This is a genomic window from Roseovarius sp., assembly GCF_048262375.1.
Lineage (GTDB): Bacteria > Pseudomonadota > Alphaproteobacteria > Rhodobacterales > Rhodobacteraceae > Roseovarius.
The window spans coordinates 460,301-476,826 of the sequence record NZ_JBLXFE010000001.1 but is presented as its reverse complement, the minus strand read 5'-3'; the positions used below and the strand labels follow the sequence as shown (position 1 = coordinate 476,826).

The following is a 16,526-nucleotide window of genomic DNA, read 5'->3' as shown; positions in this document are numbered from 1 at the left end:
CGGCCAGCCTGAGGAGATCAGAAACCCACCCGTTTGGAGGAGAACCCATGGGAATCGTCAATCTTGAAAATATCACTGATGTGGTGATCGCGAGCCTTGGAAAGCACGGTGATATCACCGACCGCCAGCGCGAGATCATGACCGCGTTGATCCGGCACCTGCATGCCTTTTGCAAGGATGTGAACCTGCAACACGGCGAATTTCTTGAGGGCTGTGAATACCTCAAGCGCGCCGGACAAACCTGTGATGAGAACCGACAGGAGTTCATCCTTCTGGGCGACATCATCGGTGTCGAGGTGCTGGTGGACATGCTCTCGAATCCGGTCGACGGACCCGAGAGCGAGTCGACCGTGCTTGGGCCGTTCTATCGCGAGAACCCGCCCGTTCTGCCCAAGGGCGCCTCGACCATCCAGAAACATTACGACAACGAGGAAACCGCCTATTACGAGGGTTATATCCGCGATGCGGATGGCAATGGGATTGCCGGCGTCACGCTCGATGTTTGGGAGGATGCTCCGAACGGTATCTATGAGAACCTTGATCCCGATCAGCCGGAATACAACCTGCGCGGCCGCTTTGAGACCGATGAGAATGGTCATTACGCCTTCGTCGCCGTGCGCCCGGTGCCCTATCCGATCCCTGACACTGAAACGGCGGGCGAATTGCTACGCTATATGGGGCATCACCCCTACCGTCCCGGCCATATGCATTTCATCATCTCGAAAGACGGCTACCGCCAGTTGATCAGCCAAATCTACGATGGCGACAGCAAATGGCTCGATGATGACAGCGTCTTTGCGGTCAAGGACAGCCTGATCGGCAGCTTCAAACCAGCGCCCAAAGAACTTGGCACAGACCTGCACTTCAAGTTCGATTTCGTGCTCAAATCCGCAGCCAACGCACAGGCTGTGGCCGCCGAATAATCGGACGCATTTCCTCAAAACGCCTGTGGCGTGTGGCATCAAACCGAAAACACCCGCTCCGGGCCTGACCTGGAGCGGGAATCCGCTCTGGCATAGAGGGTGGCTGATCGCGGATCGAACCCTTCGACCTGAACTGTCTTAGGGGGGCGTCAAACGCACCCACGCGCGGGGGACCAAGCCTGAAGGGTGCCACGCGATCTCTGGGCTGTCCCGCGGCCTAGCGACCGCGCAGCTCGTTACTTTGAGCCAGCGTCAGCTACAGGCCAAACACAGGCTTCGCGGCGACCTGGACCGTCGGCGACCCCATCCCGCATTGTCGCCATCTCAATGGAAATGAGGGACTTGGGAAGATCCCCGAGGAAATCTTTGGGGCTTTTTTTATGCCCGCAACAGGCTAGGCTGTGCCATGGGGTGGAGGACACCATGAATTTCAAGCAACTGACCTATTTCATCGCAGTGGCGGAGGAATTGCACTTTGGTCGCGCCGCCGAGCGGCTCGACATGGCGCAACCACCGCTCAGCCGTCAGATCAAGCAGATCGAAGAGGATCTGAAGGCGATCCTGTTCAACCGTGGTCGCAACGCCATCAGCCTGACGCAGGCGGGCGAGCGGCTGTTAGAGCGCGGGCGTTCGATTCTGGCGCAGCTTGAAGACACCAAGCTTGAGGTGCGCCGATTGGGACAGGGGGCGGAAGGGCGGCTGCGCATCGGCTTTGTCGGCTCGGCCACCTTTGGCATCCTGCCCAATATCATCAAATCCTTCCGAGCCAATTATCCCGAGGTCAATCTGAGCCTCAATCCGATGAACAACGCGCAGCTGCATCGCGCTCTGGTGTCACGCGAACTCGATGTGGCCTTTGCCCGGCCCGCACTGAGCGATCCCGAATTCGCAACCAAGGAGCTGATGGAGGAAAAGCTGATCCTAGCCCTGCCCGACACGGTCGATACCGGCGGGCGTACCGTGGCCAAGCTTGAGCGGCTGGAGACGCACAACCTCGTGCTTTATCCGGAATATCCACGGCCCAGCTATGCCGATTTCGTTCTACGGGCGGTTGAGGCCGCCGGGTTTACCGCCCCCCTGCGGATCTGGTGTATGGATCTTCAGACCGCGCTTAGCCTCGTCGCGATTGGAGAGGGGGTGTGTATCGTGCCTGAATCAGTATCGACAGCCCCGCGCAAGAACATGAAGTTTCTCAGGATCGAGCCGGAAATCGCCCGCACCAACCTGTCGGTCAGCCATCGGCTCGACGAACAGGGCGTGCATGTCCACAACTTCGTCAAGATCGCGCAACGGGTCGCGCGCAAGCAATTTTGAAACGGGCAGCTTGGCCGTTTTCTGCCCTTCGAATGCCACTCGCGCGGATCAAAACCGCAGAGTGCCTCACACCCCCAACCAGCGATGCTGTACCTCCGCATCCGCGCGGATTTCATCGGCACTGCCGGTCCAGACCACCTGCCCTTTGCTGACCACCACCACATCATCGGCAAGCGAGGTGGCAAAACCGAAATTTTGCTCAACCAACACCATCGACAACCCTTCACGCTTCAACTCCATCAACTTGTCATGGATCAGCCTGACGATAATTGGCGCCAGCCCCTCGGTCGGTTCATCGAGGATCAGCAGACGCGGGTTCATCAAGAGCGCGCGGGCGATCGCCAGCATCTGCTGCTCCCCTCCCGAAAGCTGCATGCCGCCATTGTCCAGCCGTTCTCCAAGGCGGGGAAACAGCTCAAGAACCCGTTCCATCGTCCAGGCGCCGTCAAACCGCTTGGCGGCGATCTCGAGGTTTTCGCGCACCGTCAATGAGGGAAAAATATCCCGCGTTTCAGGCACATAGGCGATGCCCGCCTTGGCGATATCATAGGGTCGTTTGGGCATAGCACGCCCCTCAAAGGTGATCTGCCCCTCGCGCAGCGGCAAAAGCCCCATCACCGTCTTGAGCGTGGTGGATTTGCCCGCGCCATTGCGCCCCAGAATGGCCAGAACCCGGCCCGCCTCAGCGCGCAACCCCATGCCATAGAGCACTTGGGTTTCGCCATAACCCGAATTGACAACGCTTAGTTCAAGCATCTTCCCAACTCCCCAGATAGATTTCCTTGAGCAGCGTTGAGCCGCGCGCCGCCTCAGGCAGCCCGTCAAACACCACCTCGCCATAGTTCAGCACGGTAATTGTATCGGCCACGTCAAACGCCAGATCCATGTCATGCTCGATAATCAGAAGCGTAAGATCACGCGGCAGGTTGTTCAGCAGGTCATGAAAACCCTTGGCCATCTCGGGGCCCACACCACTTGTCGGCTCGTCCATCAAGAGAACGAGGGGCCGTGTGGCAAGGGCCACGCCCACCTCCAATTGCCGCCGCACGCCATAGCTCACCTCGGACACCCGCGCATGCAGGTAGGGCATGAGATTGACCTGTTGGGCCACCTCCGCCACGATCTCGCGCACCTCGGGACGCGCGAGGCTGTCGGTATGTAACCGCGTGGCATTTCCCGTGTGGATCGCCGCCGCCAGCCCCAGATTTTCCTCGACGGTCAGCCCGTCAAACAGCGTGTTCTTCTGATAGCTGCGCGACAGACCCTGCCGTGCGCGCCGTGCCACCGGAAGGGCAGTCACATCCTCGCCTGCCAGATGCACCGATCCGCTATCGGGGCTCAATTCGCCCACCAGAAGATTGAAGAGCGTCGTCTTGCCCGCCCCATTCGGGCCAAGGATCACCCGCCGCTCGCCCCGCTCCAGTTTGAGCGAGACCCCGCGCGTGACATGCACCGCACCAAAGCTCTTGTCGAGATTGCGTGTCTCAAGCATCTGTATTGACCTCCCTCGGTTCGATATCGCGCACCGCATCCGCCGCGCGTCGTTCAATCCGCGCGCCAAACCGCGCTTCGATCCAGCCAAAGATGCCATTGGCGCGGCTCATCACAACCGCGATCAGAAGGATGCCCACCACAAGGTGCCAATAGCTCGTGAGAGCACCGACCTCATGCTTGAGGAGCACAAAGACGGCAGCCCCCAGCATCGGACCAACCAGAGTGCCGAGCCCCCCGAGGATCACCACAACAAGCGCCTCTCCCGAAACCGTCCAGCTGAGCAATCCTGGCGAGACATACATCACATGTTGCGCCGCCATGACACCCGCAAACCCCGAGATCAGACCCGAGAGACCGAAAACATCCGCCTTGACCCGCCAAACTGTCAGGCCGAGGGCTCGCATCCGCTGCTCGTTATGCATGACGCCGGACAGCGACCGGCCCAGCCCTGACCGCAGGATCAGCACCGCCGCGCCATAGATCACCGCCAGAACCGCGAGCGTAAACAGAGCAAAGCTGCGACCATCGTTGAGATCGAAGCCAATCAGCGTGAGGTCCAACCGGTCAATCCCGCCCAGCCCGTCATCACCACCAAAAAGCGGCGCCTCGAACACATAGGAATAGCCCATCTGCCCAAAGGCCAGCGTCGCCATGATGAAGTAGATGCCGTGGCTGCGCGCGCAGATTGCTCCGATGACCCATGCCACCACACCCGTCACAGCCACCGCACCCACCATGGCCACCACCGGCGTCAGCCCTACCTTGGTCGTCAGAATGGCATAACCATAGGCCCCGACACCCAAGAGCGCGCCGTGGCAGAGCGACACCATGCCACCAAAGCCTGCAACCATATCAAGTGCAATCACCAGCATGGCGAGAATCGCGATCTCGGTCAGGATCTCCAATCCGAAATATTCAGCCGTAAAGGCCTGAAACAGGGCCGCGGTAGCCAGAAGCACCAGCGCACCATATCTGAGCGGTGTATGTCGAAACATCGCCTTATCCTTTCGCCGGAAAGAGGCCCACGGGGCGGATCACCAACACCGCCGCCAAGAGCGCGTAAATCAGCACCGAGGCCAGTTGCGGTGCCAGCACCGCACCAAAGGTCTGTACGAAGCCAAAGATCATCGAGCCTGCGATGGCCCCCCTGAGCGAGCCCAAGCCGCCGATCACGATCACGATCAGTGTGGGAATGAGGATTTGCAGGCCCATGTCCGGCGTGACCGACAAGAGCGGTGCCGCCACAGCACCCGCCAGCCCTGCCAGCGCACAACCGACGCAAAACACGATAAAGAACAGCCGCTCGACATTGATGCCGAGGCACGCCGCCATCGCGTCATTGTCCACGCCCGCGCGGATCATAGCGCCAATCTGCGTGCGGTTGAGCACAAAGGCCAGCACGGTGAAAATCGCCAGCCCCAAAGCAATTATGAAAAGGCGGTAGGCCGGATACTCCACCCCCAGAAGCGCCACGCGCCCCGCGAGGATCGCTGGCACCTCAAGTCCCAGTGCCAGATCACCCCAAATGATCCGGGTGATGTCCAGAAGCGCAAAGATCAGCCCGAAGGTCACCAGAACCTGCGCCATCGGACCAGATTTACGCATCCGCTGAATGAGGCCGGAGTAGAGCAGCACGCCCACCCCCGCGACCGCCACCGGGGCCAGAAAGAACCCAGCCCAATAGCCGCCGACCGCCGCAACCGAGGCCGCGAAATAGGCCCCGAGCGCGTAAAGCGCGCCATGGGCGAGGTTGACGAAATGCATCAGGCCAAAGATCACGGTCAGGCCGATGGACAAGAGAAACAGTAGCATCGACAATTGCAGCGCATTGAGCGCCTGTAGCGTCCAAAACCCAAGATCGATTGACATTGCGAAACCTCCTCCCAAAGGGGCTCGGCCAAGGATATGGCCGAGCCTTGTGTCTTAGTTGCTGACCGGTGCCATCTCGCAGCCATTGACCGGATCGGCCTCGGCGGGCAGTTGCGCCAACACTTTCTGCGTCAGCCCATCCGCGCCTGCGACAGTCTCGTAGACATAGATCGGCTGAACGATGTTGTTGGTCGCGGGATCAATCGACAGCGCGCCGCGCGGCCCCTCGAAACGCACCTGTCGCAATGCATTGGCAAGGCTCTCACGATCCGTGGCCCCCGTCTTGACCGCCTCGATCAGTGCGCGGCCCGCATCATAGCCATGCACCGCGAATTCCGACGGCACCCGGCCGGTCTTGGCCTTGAACGCCTCGACGAATTGCGCATTGGCAGGGGTGTCGATAGTGGGCACATAATGCAGCGCGGTGATCACGCCCTCCGCCGCCGGTCCCTCGGCATTGACATAGAGTGACGAGGTTAGGAACCCCGAGCCATAGAGCGGCAGCTCAGCCTTGAGACCAAAACTATCGTATTGTTTGACAAAGGAAATCGCCTCGCCGCCCGCGTAGAACACAAACACCGCCTCGGCACCGCTTGACTTGGCCTGCGCCATGTAGGGGCCGAAATCCTGTGTCTTCTGAAAGGGGGTGAAATCCTGCCCGACAATCTCGCCGCCAGCGGCGGTGAAGGTCTGGACAAAGCCGTCGATCATCTGCCGCCCGGCGGCATAGTCGGGGGCCAGCGTATAGACCTTGCGGATGCCCTGATCATACATCCACTGCCCCATCGGGCGGTTGACCTGCCCGTTGGAAAAGGACATGCGCGTGATATAGGGCGAGCAGGCCTCGCCGGTGGCCTCGTCATTGCCGGCGTTGGCGACGATCAGCGGCACGCCCGCGCCATGCACCATGTCGCGCACAGCGCCCAGCACGCCGGAACTCACGATGCCCGAGATCACATCGACCTTATCCTGTAAAATCAGCTTCTTGGCCTTGGCCAGAGCTACTGGCGGCTTGACCTCGGTATCCTCGCGAACGATCTCGAATGTGGCTGGGGTCTCGGCTCCGAACTGTTCGAGTGCGGTGGTAAACCCGGCTTCGATGTCATTGCCCAGCGCCGCATAAACGCCCGAGAATGGCAGCAGCAGACCGACCTTGATGTCTTGGGCGCTCGCAGGCAAAGCGAGGCCAGTGGCAAGCCCGAGGGCCGCCAGAATTGCGCGTTTCATTGTGTAGTCCTCCAGTTGGTGTTCAGACCCCTCCTCAGGGTCTATCCAAGATCGCCCCCGCCCACCGGCACCGTGACGCCCGTGATGTAAGAGGCCTGATCCGACGCCAGAAACAGGATTGGCCCTGCCTGTTCGTCGAGTGTTCCGTAACGTTTCAATAGGCTCGACTGGATCGTCTGATCGACAATGGTCTGATACCAGTCGGCGCGCTGTTCGTCGGCTGCATTGGGGTTGCGCGGCACCACACGCGGCGGGGCCTCTGTGCCTCCCGGTGCGGTGGCGACCACGCGAATACCCCGCCCGCCCACTTCCCAGGCAAGGCTGGCGGTGATTGCATTCACCCCACCCTTGGCGGCCGCATAAGGCACCCGGTTGAGGCCGCGCGTGGCGATGGACGAGACATTGACGATCACGCCCGACCCTTGCGGCAACATCCGCTCAATCGCCGCCCGGCAGCAATAAAGCGTCGGGAAGAGAGAGCGGCGCACCTCGGCGTCGATCTCATGCGGGGCATAATGCTCATAAGGTTTGGCCCAGATCGTGCCGCCCACGTTGTTAATCAGAATGTCGATCCGCCCCCAGATCTTGACCGCCGTTGCGATGGCCGCGTCACAGCCTTCCCATGTTTCCAGATCGACGTTGAGCGCCTGAGCCTCGCCGCCTGCGTCACGGATCGCCTCGACCACCGCCTCGCGATGCTCGGAACGGTCCACGACCAGAACCCGCGCGCCCTCGGCGGCGGCGCGTTCGGCCACCCGGCGCCCGATCCCTTGGGCGGCGCCCGTTACGACCATCACCTTGCCTGTGAAACGCGGTGTCATGCGGCAGCAGCCTCTGTCTCGGTCGGGTTGAACTTCTCAAAGTGAAAGGCGGCGGGGGTTACGCCCAATTGCGCGAAATGCGCGCGCACGGCGTCCACCATCGGGGGCGGACCGCAGAGATAGACATCGCAATCGCCCGCGTTCAAATCCTCGGCTGTCACGTGATCGGTGACAAACCCCTTGCGCGCGTGCGCCTCGTCTTTGTCTGCCAGCACGGTGATCACGGTCACGTTGCCAATTGCCCCGGCCAAGGCCATCACCCGCTCCAGTTCCACCAAATCGGCGGCGCGCGTGACAGCGTAATAGAGCGTGATCGGCTGATCCGAGCTGGTCTCGGCCACCTGTTCCAGCATCGACAGGAACGGCGCTAGGCCGGTACCGCCCGCCAGCCACAGTTGCGGGCGCGTGATGGGTCGCAGGTAAAACGCCCCCATCGGGCCAGTCAGCGTGACGGCATCACCGGGGGTGGCACGCTCGCCCAAATAGCGGCTCATCAGCCCGTCCGGAATGTTGCGAATGAGGAAAGACGCCTCATCGGACCCCGGTGCAGACGAAAAAGAATAGGAGCGGTGCGCCTCGGTGCCAGGCACGCTCACATTCACATACTGACCGGGGAGGAACCCCATCGGCTTGGCCAGCTTGACGCGCAGGCCAAAGGACGTCTCCGAGAAACGGTCCACCCCCAGAACCTCAGCCGCCACCGCCTCGGGTGCAGTCTTGCACACGGCAGAGGAAGCAGGCACCCGGACCACGCAATCGCTTTGTGGCATCATCTGACAGGTCAGCACATAGCCTTCGGCCTCCTCATCCTCGGTCATCGCCTCGTCGAGGTAGAATTCCAGCTCATACTCACCCTTTTCGGCAAAGCATTTGCAGGTGCCGCAGACCCCGTCGCGGCAATCCATCGGAATGTTGATCTTTTGCCGAAACGCGGCTTCGGTGACTTTCTCGTCATCCTCGCATTGGATGACGCGGGTCACGCCATCCTCGAAATTCAGGGCGACATTGTAGCTGGTCATGGCGGGCTCCTCCCTATGCTGGCGCGCCCCGCAGGCGCGCCGGTCATGGTCTCAGATGTGATAGACGTCGATCACATGGTGGATCTGGTCATTTTTCAGCACGACCTTCTTGTCTGTGATCAGCGGTTTCGTCCCTGTGGCATCAATCGTATAGAACGACGTGCCCCAATGCTGATCGGTCTTGGCATAGCGATAGGTCAGCGTGTGCCAGTTAAAGCGCAGCGTGATCCGACCCCCAGCACGGCTCAGCACCTCGATATTGGCGAGGTGGTGATTGGTGCGCGGCTCTGGCAACGAGGTGGCCGAAGACCGATCCGTCTGGATGCGGAACACGCGATCTTCGATGCCCGAACGGTCGGGATAATAGATCAGCGACATCTCGTTTTGCGGGTCTTCGGTCAGTTGATCCTCGTCATCCCATGCCGGCATCCAGAACGGACAATCCGGGTGATAGAAGGTCAGCCAAGTGTCCCAGTCGCGATCATCGAGCGCGCGCGCCTCGGCATAGAGAAAGGCCTGAATTTCTTCATAGGTCATGGTTGCCTCGGCACTCTGGCGGTCAAGCGTTGTGGTTGTCATGGTCTCTCCTCCTCACTCGGCCGCGACTTGGGCGTCGGATGCGGTGGCGCGTTCCTTGGCGATGGCCTGCGCCATGCGCTCGGACCACTGCTTGTGCTGGATCACAAAGAGGCCCTCATCCTCGGTGCGGGCTCCCGACAGGATCGGGTTGATCCCGAGCGCCTTGGCATCCTCGTCAGGCCCGTGGATCCACTGGGTCGCGCCCCGGCAGATGTCATTCCACTTGGCATGGGCGGCCCCTGCATAGCCGCGCTGAGTGGCGCGAAATTCCTCGGTATCGTCAGGCGTCGCCATGCCGGAGGCGTTGAAAAAATCCTCGTACTGACGAATGCGGCGCGCGCGGGCCTCTTGGCTTTCGCCCTTGGGCGCGATGCAATAGATCGTGACCTCAGTCTTATCCACGCTCACGGGGCGGAAAACCCGGATCTGACTGCTGAACTGATCCATCAGGAACACGTTGGGATAGAGGCAGAGATTGCGCAGCACGCCGACCATCCATTCGGCTTTGGTGGCGCCATATTTCTCGGTCCATTCCGCCAGACGCGGATAATTGGGCCGGTTGGTCGGGTCCGACCATGTGGTCCACAAGAGCAGGTGACCGTTCACATAGGAATGGAACCCACCCTTCTGCTTGGCCCATTTGGAGGCATCCGTTGCCTTGATCTTGTCTTCCTTGCCATCCGCAGTGCGGTGCGAGGTGGTGGCAACATAATTCCAATGCACCGCTGAGACGTGATAGCCATCGGCACCATTCTCGGCCTGCAATTTCCAATTTCCGTCAAACGTGTAGGTGGACGAGCCGCGCAGCACCTCGAGCCCCTCGTCGGACTGATCGACGATCATGTCGATCATCTTGCGCGCCTCGCCCAGATACTCTTCGAGAGGGGCGACGTCAGCATTGAGCGAGCCAAAGAGAAAGCCGCGATAATTCTCGAAACGCGCCACCTTGGTCAGATCGTGGCTGCCATCCTTGTTGAACTGCTCGGGGTAGCCCGCGCCATTCGGGTCCTTGACCTTCAAGAGCTTGCCGGTGTTGGAAAAGGTCCAGCCGTGAAAGGGGCAGGTAAAGGTTTTCTGGTTACGCCGCTTGAACCGGCAGAGTTGTGCGCCGCGATGCGAACAGGCATTGACCAGCGCGTTGAGCTGACCGTCCTTGTCGCGGGTGATCACAACCGGAGTGCGGCCCATATGCAGGGTGAAATAATCGCCGGGATTGGGGATCTGGCTCTCATGCGCCATGTAGATCCAGTTGCCCTCAAAGACATGCTTGATCTCCAGCTCAAACAGTTCTTCGTCGGTGAACATATCGCGGCGGGCGCGGAAAATCCCCGCCTCGGCATCCTCCTGCACGATACCGTCGAGACGGCCTTCCAGCTCATCAAGATTGGATTGGGTAAACATCGTCGTTCCTCCTCCGGAAATGTCTTGGGTCTTGGGTCGGCTATTCGCCGGCCACGGTTTTCAGATTCCGCGCGCGATCACGGCGAAAAAAGTCGATTTTGTCAGGGTCGAGCGTCACGCCCAGCCCCGCGCCCTGCGGCACCTCAACAGCGAAATCGGCGTAGCGGATCGGGGTGGCCAGAATATCCTCGGTCAAAAGCAGTGGACCAAAGAGCTCGGACCCCCAGCGCAAGTCCTCAACCCCGGCAAAGAGTTGCAGTGCTGCGGCTGTACCCAGGCCGGTTTCCAGCATGGTTCCGGCATAGAGACCCAGCCCCGCCGCCTGCCCAATCGCCACCACTTCGGACGCGCGTTTGATCCCGCCCGATTGTGCGACCTTGACGGCGAACACATCTGCGGCACCCTTGGCCACGATGCTCACGGCATCCTCAGGGCCGTTCAGCGCCTCATCGGCCATCACGGCAATCTCATGGTCACGCGTCAATTCCCGCAGCGCGTTGAGATAGCGCGCGCGTACCGGCTGTTCGACCAACTCGCAGCCGACATCCTGCAAGCCTTTGAGACCCCAGCGCGCATCCTGCAACGACCATGCCTGATTGACATCGACGCGGATGCTGGCGGCATCGCCTAACGCGGCCTTGATCCGCGCCACATGCGCCACATCCTTGGCGACCTCACGCTTGCCGATCTTGAGCTTGAAAATATTGTGGCGGCGGGTCGCAATCATTTCTTGCGCCTCGGCAATATCGGTGTCGGAATTGCCCGAGGCCAATGTCCAGGCCACCGGCAGGCGGCGATGCACAGCACCGCCAAACAACTGCGACACCGGTAGGCCCAAGCGTCGTCCCAACCCGTCCCAGAGCGCGATTTCAACCGCCGCCTTGGCAATCCGGTTGCCCTTGACCAGATGGTCGATCAACTGCAGCGCGCCGTTTACATCATCCGCCGCCCGCCCTACCAGCGCAGGCGCAATATAGGTATCGATGGCGGATTGAATGCTCTCGGGGCTCTCCGGCCCATAGGTCAGCCCGCCAATGGTGGTGCCTTCGCCCACCCCCTCAGAGCCATCCGAAAACCGTACCCGTACCAGAACGGCGGCCTGCACCCGCATCGTGGCCATCGACAGGACATGGCCCCGGATGGTTGGAATATCGAGGATCATCGTTTCGATCTGATCGATTTTGGTCACTGCGTTCACCACATATCAGCATTGCGTTGAACGGCAAATTGCCTGTGGAACCGGTGCAAGTCGATGATGCTCCGGGTCTTGGGTGATACCTGAACCGAAGGGTTCCCGACCTCTTTTCTCGGTCCAAACTTCTGGCAAAACGAAGAAAGGCACGCCATGGGCGCACCTTTTTTCAATACTTACGATGTCGGGTTGACTCGGTGGCTCACGCCATTCCAAGCGCTTCCTTGTACATCTCTAGCACCGCTTCTTCTTCGGCGATATCGTCCTTGTCGCGCTTGCGCAGTGCGATCACCTTGCGCATGACCTTGGTGTCATAGCCGCGCCCCTTGGCCTCGGCCATGACCTCTTTTTGTTGATCGGCAATGTCTTTCTTCTCGGCTTCGAGCCGCTCGAACCGCTCGATGAACTGGCGCAACTCATCGGCTGTGACGCGGTAGTTGCTGTCGGAATTCATATCATCCATGGCCTGTTCTCCGGTCGGTTGGGGTTTCTGACTAGCGCCGTGCCGAATGCGGTGCAAGTGCGATCTGCCGCACAGCTTGCAATGCTCGAAAAATTGCTCTAGCGCCGGGGCGTTGATGCAAAGAGGAGCAGGAAATGGAGATCGTGATCTGGTTGGGGGCTGCCCTGTCGCTTGCCGGTCTGGCGGCGTTGATCTGGTGCATCCTCAAGGTCTGGAAGGCCCGCAAGGCAGGTCTTTCGGAAACCGAGCTGCGCGCGGCCGTGCAAAAGGTCGTGCCGCTCAACACTGGCGCGCTCTTTCTGTCGGTCATCGGACTAATGATGGTGGTCATCGGAATCCTTCTGAGCTGAAGGTCCTACCCGACCGCCCTGCGGCCAAAGAATCCCTCACCGTTCTTGACCATCTCCAGCAGCATCGGCTGCACTTGCCAAAGCGGCAAGGCCATCGTGCTCAGCGACTTGATGTCTTGCAGCACCGACAGCATGCCCCGCTGATCCGCCGCACAGAGCGGGCCGCCGCGCGACCGTTCATAGCCATAGCCGCGCACCATCACTACATCGAGATCAGAGGCGCGCTGCACAGCCCCTCGCATAAGAAGCTGCATCGCTGCCCCCACCAGCGCGGCATGCAGCGCGTGGCGCAGCGGCACAGACCCAAGTACTTCAGCCGGATCGCGCGCGGGTGCGGCCATGCCCTTGGGCGGGCGTGGCCCCTCGCTGGGATGGTCATAAAAGCCGCGCCCAACCGCGCGCCCCACAGCCCCTTTGGCCAGCCGCTCGGCCAGCGGATCATCTGCACCGGGGGCCGGACAACCCAACCACGCCGCCACCGCACGCAGCCGTGCAGCCACCACCGGCAACCCCTCGACATCCATCATCAGGAAGGGTCCAGCCCGGAACCCCAACCGCTGCGCCGCTTGATCCACCCGTTGCGGTGATATCCCAAGGCGCACCATCTCCAGCCCGGCCAGACAAACTGCACCCATCATCACATGCCCCAGCCCCGGCCCCGCCGCAGGCTGCGCCGCGCGCACCGCCGTTACACCCACCCCGGAACAAACCCGCGCAAGGCTGACGACATCGCTGGGGTCAGCTGCCTCGGATACTGCAATCTCTGCCAGTCGCAAATTCTGCGCCGGACGGTAAAGCCGCAGCCCCAGCCGTGCCCCAGCCAATCCACGCCCAGTATCGAGAGGCACATCAAGCGCCGTGCCTTCCACCTCGGAGCCCCGCGCGTTCAACACCAGATCGACCGCGCCGGCCTCCGCCTGCAACCGTGCCAAACGCGCGGCACTGGTGGTCGCGTCAATCTTGCCCTGTGTCATCATCGCCTCAAGCGCGCGCGCCACATTGGCGGACAAGTCCGGCGCATCGCCGCGCACCGTCTTGCCCCCCTCCAGCAGCAGGAGAGCGATATCGCCAAGCCCCGCTCCCAAAAGGCCGACCTGCGCCATCTCGCGCGCCGCCCCCTGCGCCTGTTCCGGCATACCCGCTGCCCGGCGCTCTGCAGCATAGATATGCCGCTGAGCCTGCGCCTCGGGACTGCGCAATCGATCCTCAAACAGCGCGGCCTCAAATGCCAGCCCTTGTTCGAACGGCAAGAGTTGCGCCGCCTCGACCGCACGCAAGATATCGATCGCGGCCCCGCCTTGTCCCTTCAGCCGCGCCGCGACCGCCGCGATGGACCGCTGAAATCCAGCCGGGTCGGACAGCCCGCGCATGGTCTCGCAACTGCGCGACCACTGGCCCTGATCGGCCAGACGCTGCGCGAGATCAACGGCGACGGGCACCGGGTCATCTGGTGTAATTTGGGAAAACAGGCGACGCAGGCGCGGATCCGAGGCCCGCACGGTCTGCCCCGCCAGCATCAACTCCAACGCGATTTGCGCGCCTAAAAGGCGCGGCAACCGCTGGGTCACGCCACCGCCGGGCACCATGCCAAGTGAAATCTCCGGCGAGGCCAGCCGCGCCTCGTTCTGTGCCACGCGCGCATGGGCCGCCAGCGCAAGTGCCAGACCGGCACCGAACGTAGCGCCGTGCAACGCCACCACCACTGGCTTGGGAAACTCTTCAATCAGATGACAGAGCCCATCAATCCACGGTTCCACCAAGCGGCCGTCGTATTCAGTCAGGTCCACACCCGAAGAAAAGCCTGCCCCGGCACCCGCAAGAACCACCGCATGTATTTCTTCAGACGCTGCAGCTGCAGTCAGAGCGTCCGCCAGATCGGCGCGCAGATCGGCGGCAAGGGCGTTGGCCACGGGCCGGTCCAGTCGCAGCACCGCCACCCCGTCTTGTATTGCCTGGCGAACTTGCCCAGTCACACTGCCCCCACCTGTCAGATCTTACAACGCTATACTACTACGAAGAAAATCCCCGTGCGCAAGCTTCTGACGGAAAAAGCGGTGTGTTCAGACCGGCATGTTGTCGAACTGCGCCTCAATGGCCTCAGCGAGCAGCGTCTCATGCAGGCGCTTTGTCTGATCCGAAACCTCCAGCTGTTCAAGGCGCATCCGCTCGATCATACGGCGCAATTGCGGCTCCATTTTGTGGCGCGTCTCGGGGTTCGCCTGCCCAATCTGATGCTGCAGGCGGTCAAGCTCGTTGCGAGTGTTGGTCATGATAGTCCTCCCTGGTGGCCATGCAACCTTAGCGTGCTTTTTGCCGCAGATCGAGGATATATGATCTCCGTAACAGACGCATGACCGCACTCAGGATTCGCGCGCGGCGCAGGCTCGGCAGAGTGGTGTTTCAGGCAGAATATCCAAGCGGTCGGCAGAAATCGGCTCGTCGCACTTGGCACATGTGCCATAGGTCCCCTTGCGGATGCGATCGAGCGCCGCCCGGATTCGCACAATCTCATCCTGCCCATGCTGGCCCAGATGCTCCAGCACCTCGTCGCCCTCACGTTCGACTGCGGCATCGTCCCAATCCTTGGATTTGGCAGAATCCAACTCTCCTTCAATCGCATGCAGACGTTTGTCCAACTCTCCCAAGCGCGCCATCAACGCCGAGCGATATCTTTCTGTCTCCAGCATTTGAACTCTCCTTTGTTTGAATTACCGTATCAGCGCATTAACTTTTGGTCATTGATGCAGGTCAACCTTGGCGCTCGGACCCGCACCAACACGCCGTCTCACACCGCCACCCGATTCTGCGGCGCTCCATCATGGGGTACGAGATCAACACCCGCCCCCTGCTTGGGGTGAACAGGCGAAGGTGCTGGATCTGGCTGCGCCACCCCCTCTGTCAAATCCGACATCTCCGGCGTGCCCCCTGAGGTCAGGCGCAATGCGCGCCAGCCGTTCATTTGCCCAAGCTTCGCTAGGGCCACCACATGTCCCTTTGTGCCCAAAAGCTGCATCTCGCCCAACGACTCCCGCGGGATCGGCACCAGATCGCCGGGCTTGAACACCCAGACATCGCGCAAAGGCAATCGCAGCCGCGCCATCACCGCATCAAGAACCACCGGCGCACTGATCACCACCTCCCCCAGCCGCGCCGCCCCCTCCGCGGACGCACCCCTGGCCGTCGCCGCGCACGCGGGCGGCAGCTCAACCGGCAGTACAAGGTCGAGCCGCCCAGTCTTGGCCCCTGGCCCCAGATCGACCGTAAGGCGCAAAAGATCGAAATCCGGTGCCACCAGCGCCAGCGACAGACCGCGCAGGTCTTCAACCATATCGCCGAAACTGAACCCGCGCGGCACATAACCCTCGATGCCTCTGCTCATCTGACTGTCAAATTCTGTCAGGACAGCGTCGATCAGCGGCGCGACCATCGCCGCATCCGTGCGCGTAGCGGCGCGCGGTCGCACCACACCGGGCCGCACAGCGCCGGTGGTCTGCACCTCGATAAGCCCGGCCAGAAATTGCGGATCAAGGCAGAGCGCGCCCCGCGCCCCGCCCGGCCCATCCAAGAGCACCAAGAGCCCCTCGTCGTTCAGACTGAGGCCAACCTCAGCCAATGGAAACCGCAGTTGTTCCACCGTGGCCACCGTCACCCCAAGATCAAAAAGCGTATCCACCGCTCGCCCAAGCGCCAGCCGCAGCGCCTTGGCCGGTGACATTTCACGGCTCTCAAACCCATCCCGCGCCACTTGCGCCATGCGCCGAATGACCGAATTGTGATCCTGCGATCCCATGCCTTGCGCCATCGCCCCTTTCTGAAGCTCGTGCCTGAACCCTAGGACAGGCTTGGTTACCATTTTCTTTAATGCGATCAAAAA

General features: G+C 61.2%; 18 protein-coding genes. 3 read left to right on the top strand and 15 right to left on the bottom strand.

Annotated features, from left to right (window positions below):
* The first annotated feature begins 47 nt into the window (after positions 1-47).
* Entirely contained in the window at positions 48-923 is an 876-nt protein-coding gene (locus ACN0SW_RS02405; protein WP_417726284.1) for a dioxygenase, read from the top strand.
* 423 nt (positions 924-1,346) lie between these two features.
* Positions 1,347-2,237 carry a LysR family transcriptional regulator gene (locus ACN0SW_RS02400; RefSeq protein ID WP_417726283.1) on the top strand — a complete coding sequence of 297 codons (891 nt, stop codon included), beginning with the start codon at positions 1,347-1,349 and terminating at the stop codon, positions 2,235-2,237.
* 66 nt (positions 2,238-2,303) lie between these two features.
* Here ACN0SW_RS02400 and ACN0SW_RS02395 read toward each other — a convergent pair whose 3' ends face one another.
* From ACN0SW_RS02395 to ACN0SW_RS02345, 11 genes are all read right to left on the bottom strand, one after another.
* A complete protein-coding gene (locus ACN0SW_RS02395; RefSeq protein WP_417726282.1) occupies positions 2,304-2,993 on the bottom strand; it encodes an ABC transporter ATP-binding protein in 690 nt (229 codons plus the stop codon).
* The gene (locus tag ACN0SW_RS02390; RefSeq protein WP_417726281.1) at positions 2,986-3,729 is read right to left on the bottom strand and encodes an ABC transporter ATP-binding protein; all 744 of its coding nucleotides are present in this window, start codon (positions 3,727-3,729) and stop codon (positions 2,986-2,988) included. Before ACN0SW_RS02390 ends, ACN0SW_RS02395 begins: the two co-directional genes overlap by 8 nt.
* A complete protein-coding gene (locus tag ACN0SW_RS02385; protein WP_417726280.1) occupies positions 3,722-4,726 on the bottom strand; it encodes a branched-chain amino acid ABC transporter permease in 1,005 nt (334 codons plus the stop codon). Before ACN0SW_RS02385 ends, ACN0SW_RS02390 begins: the two co-directional genes overlap by 8 nt.
* A gap of 4 nt (positions 4,727-4,730) precedes the next feature.
* Positions 4,731-5,600: a branched-chain amino acid ABC transporter permease gene (locus ACN0SW_RS02380; RefSeq protein ID WP_417726279.1), complete on the bottom strand. Its 870-nt coding sequence runs from the start codon at positions 5,598-5,600 to the stop codon at positions 4,731-4,733.
* Between the two features lie 54 nt (positions 5,601-5,654).
* Positions 5,655-6,827: an ABC transporter substrate-binding protein gene (locus tag ACN0SW_RS02375; protein ID WP_417726278.1), complete on the bottom strand. Its 1,173-nt coding sequence runs from the start codon at positions 6,825-6,827 to the stop codon at positions 5,655-5,657.
* 41 nt (positions 6,828-6,868) lie between these two features.
* Positions 6,869-7,648, bottom strand: coding sequence for a benzoate diol dehydrogenase BenD (gene benD, locus ACN0SW_RS02370; RefSeq protein WP_417726277.1), 780 nt, complete (start codon positions 7,646-7,648; stop codon positions 6,869-6,871).
* On the bottom strand, positions 7,645-8,667 hold the full coding sequence (gene benC, locus ACN0SW_RS02365) for a benzoate 1,2-dioxygenase electron transfer component BenC (RefSeq protein ID WP_417726276.1): 1,023 nt from the start codon (positions 8,665-8,667) through the stop codon (positions 7,645-7,647). The genes benD and benC overlap by 4 nt, the downstream gene beginning before the upstream one ends.
* Before the next feature lie 51 nt (positions 8,668-8,718).
* Positions 8,719-9,246 carry a benzoate 1,2-dioxygenase small subunit gene (gene benB / locus ACN0SW_RS02360; RefSeq protein WP_417726275.1) on the bottom strand — a complete coding sequence of 176 codons (528 nt, stop codon included), beginning with the start codon at positions 9,244-9,246 and terminating at the stop codon, positions 8,719-8,721.
* 12 nt (positions 9,247-9,258) lie between these two features.
* On the bottom strand, positions 9,259-10,647 hold the full coding sequence (gene benA / locus ACN0SW_RS02355) for a benzoate 1,2-dioxygenase large subunit (RefSeq protein ID WP_417726274.1): 1,389 nt from the start codon (positions 10,645-10,647) through the stop codon (positions 9,259-9,261).
* Between the two features lie 40 nt (positions 10,648-10,687).
* On the bottom strand, positions 10,688-11,836 hold the full coding sequence (locus ACN0SW_RS02350; RefSeq protein WP_417726273.1) for a muconate/chloromuconate family cycloisomerase: 1,149 nt from the start codon (positions 11,834-11,836) through the stop codon (positions 10,688-10,690).
* Positions 11,837-12,041: 205 nt separating this feature from the next.
* Positions 12,042-12,302, bottom strand: coding sequence for a DUF2312 domain-containing protein (locus tag ACN0SW_RS02345; RefSeq protein WP_296633826.1), 261 nt, complete (start codon positions 12,300-12,302; stop codon positions 12,042-12,044).
* Between the two features lie 134 nt (positions 12,303-12,436).
* Between ACN0SW_RS02345 and ACN0SW_RS02340 the strand changes: the two genes are divergently transcribed.
* Positions 12,437-12,652 carry a hypothetical protein gene (locus ACN0SW_RS02340; RefSeq protein WP_417726272.1) on the top strand — a complete coding sequence of 72 codons (216 nt, stop codon included), beginning with the start codon at positions 12,437-12,439 and terminating at the stop codon, positions 12,650-12,652.
* Positions 12,653-12,657: 5 nt separating this feature from the next.
* On the opposite strand, the gene ACN0SW_RS02335 is transcribed toward ACN0SW_RS02340, so the two are convergent.
* From ACN0SW_RS02335 to ACN0SW_RS02320, 4 genes are all read right to left on the bottom strand, one after another.
* Entirely contained in the window at positions 12,658-14,625 is a 1,968-nt protein-coding gene (locus tag ACN0SW_RS02335) for an enoyl-CoA hydratase-related protein (protein ID WP_417726271.1), read from the bottom strand.
* 87 nt (positions 14,626-14,712) lie between these two features.
* On the bottom strand, positions 14,713-14,922 hold the full coding sequence (locus ACN0SW_RS02330) for a hypothetical protein (protein ID WP_417726270.1): 210 nt from the start codon (positions 14,920-14,922) through the stop codon (positions 14,713-14,715).
* A 90-nt stretch (positions 14,923-15,012) separates the two neighbouring features.
* Positions 15,013-15,339 carry a TraR/DksA family transcriptional regulator gene (locus tag ACN0SW_RS02325; RefSeq protein WP_417726269.1) on the bottom strand — a complete coding sequence of 109 codons (327 nt, stop codon included), beginning with the start codon at positions 15,337-15,339 and terminating at the stop codon, positions 15,013-15,015.
* A 98-nt stretch (positions 15,340-15,437) separates the two neighbouring features.
* Positions 15,438-16,505: a FliM/FliN family flagellar motor switch protein gene (locus ACN0SW_RS02320; RefSeq protein WP_417726268.1), complete on the bottom strand. Its 1,068-nt coding sequence runs from the start codon at positions 16,503-16,505 to the stop codon at positions 15,438-15,440.
* Between the last annotated feature and the right edge of the window lie 21 nt (positions 16,506-16,526).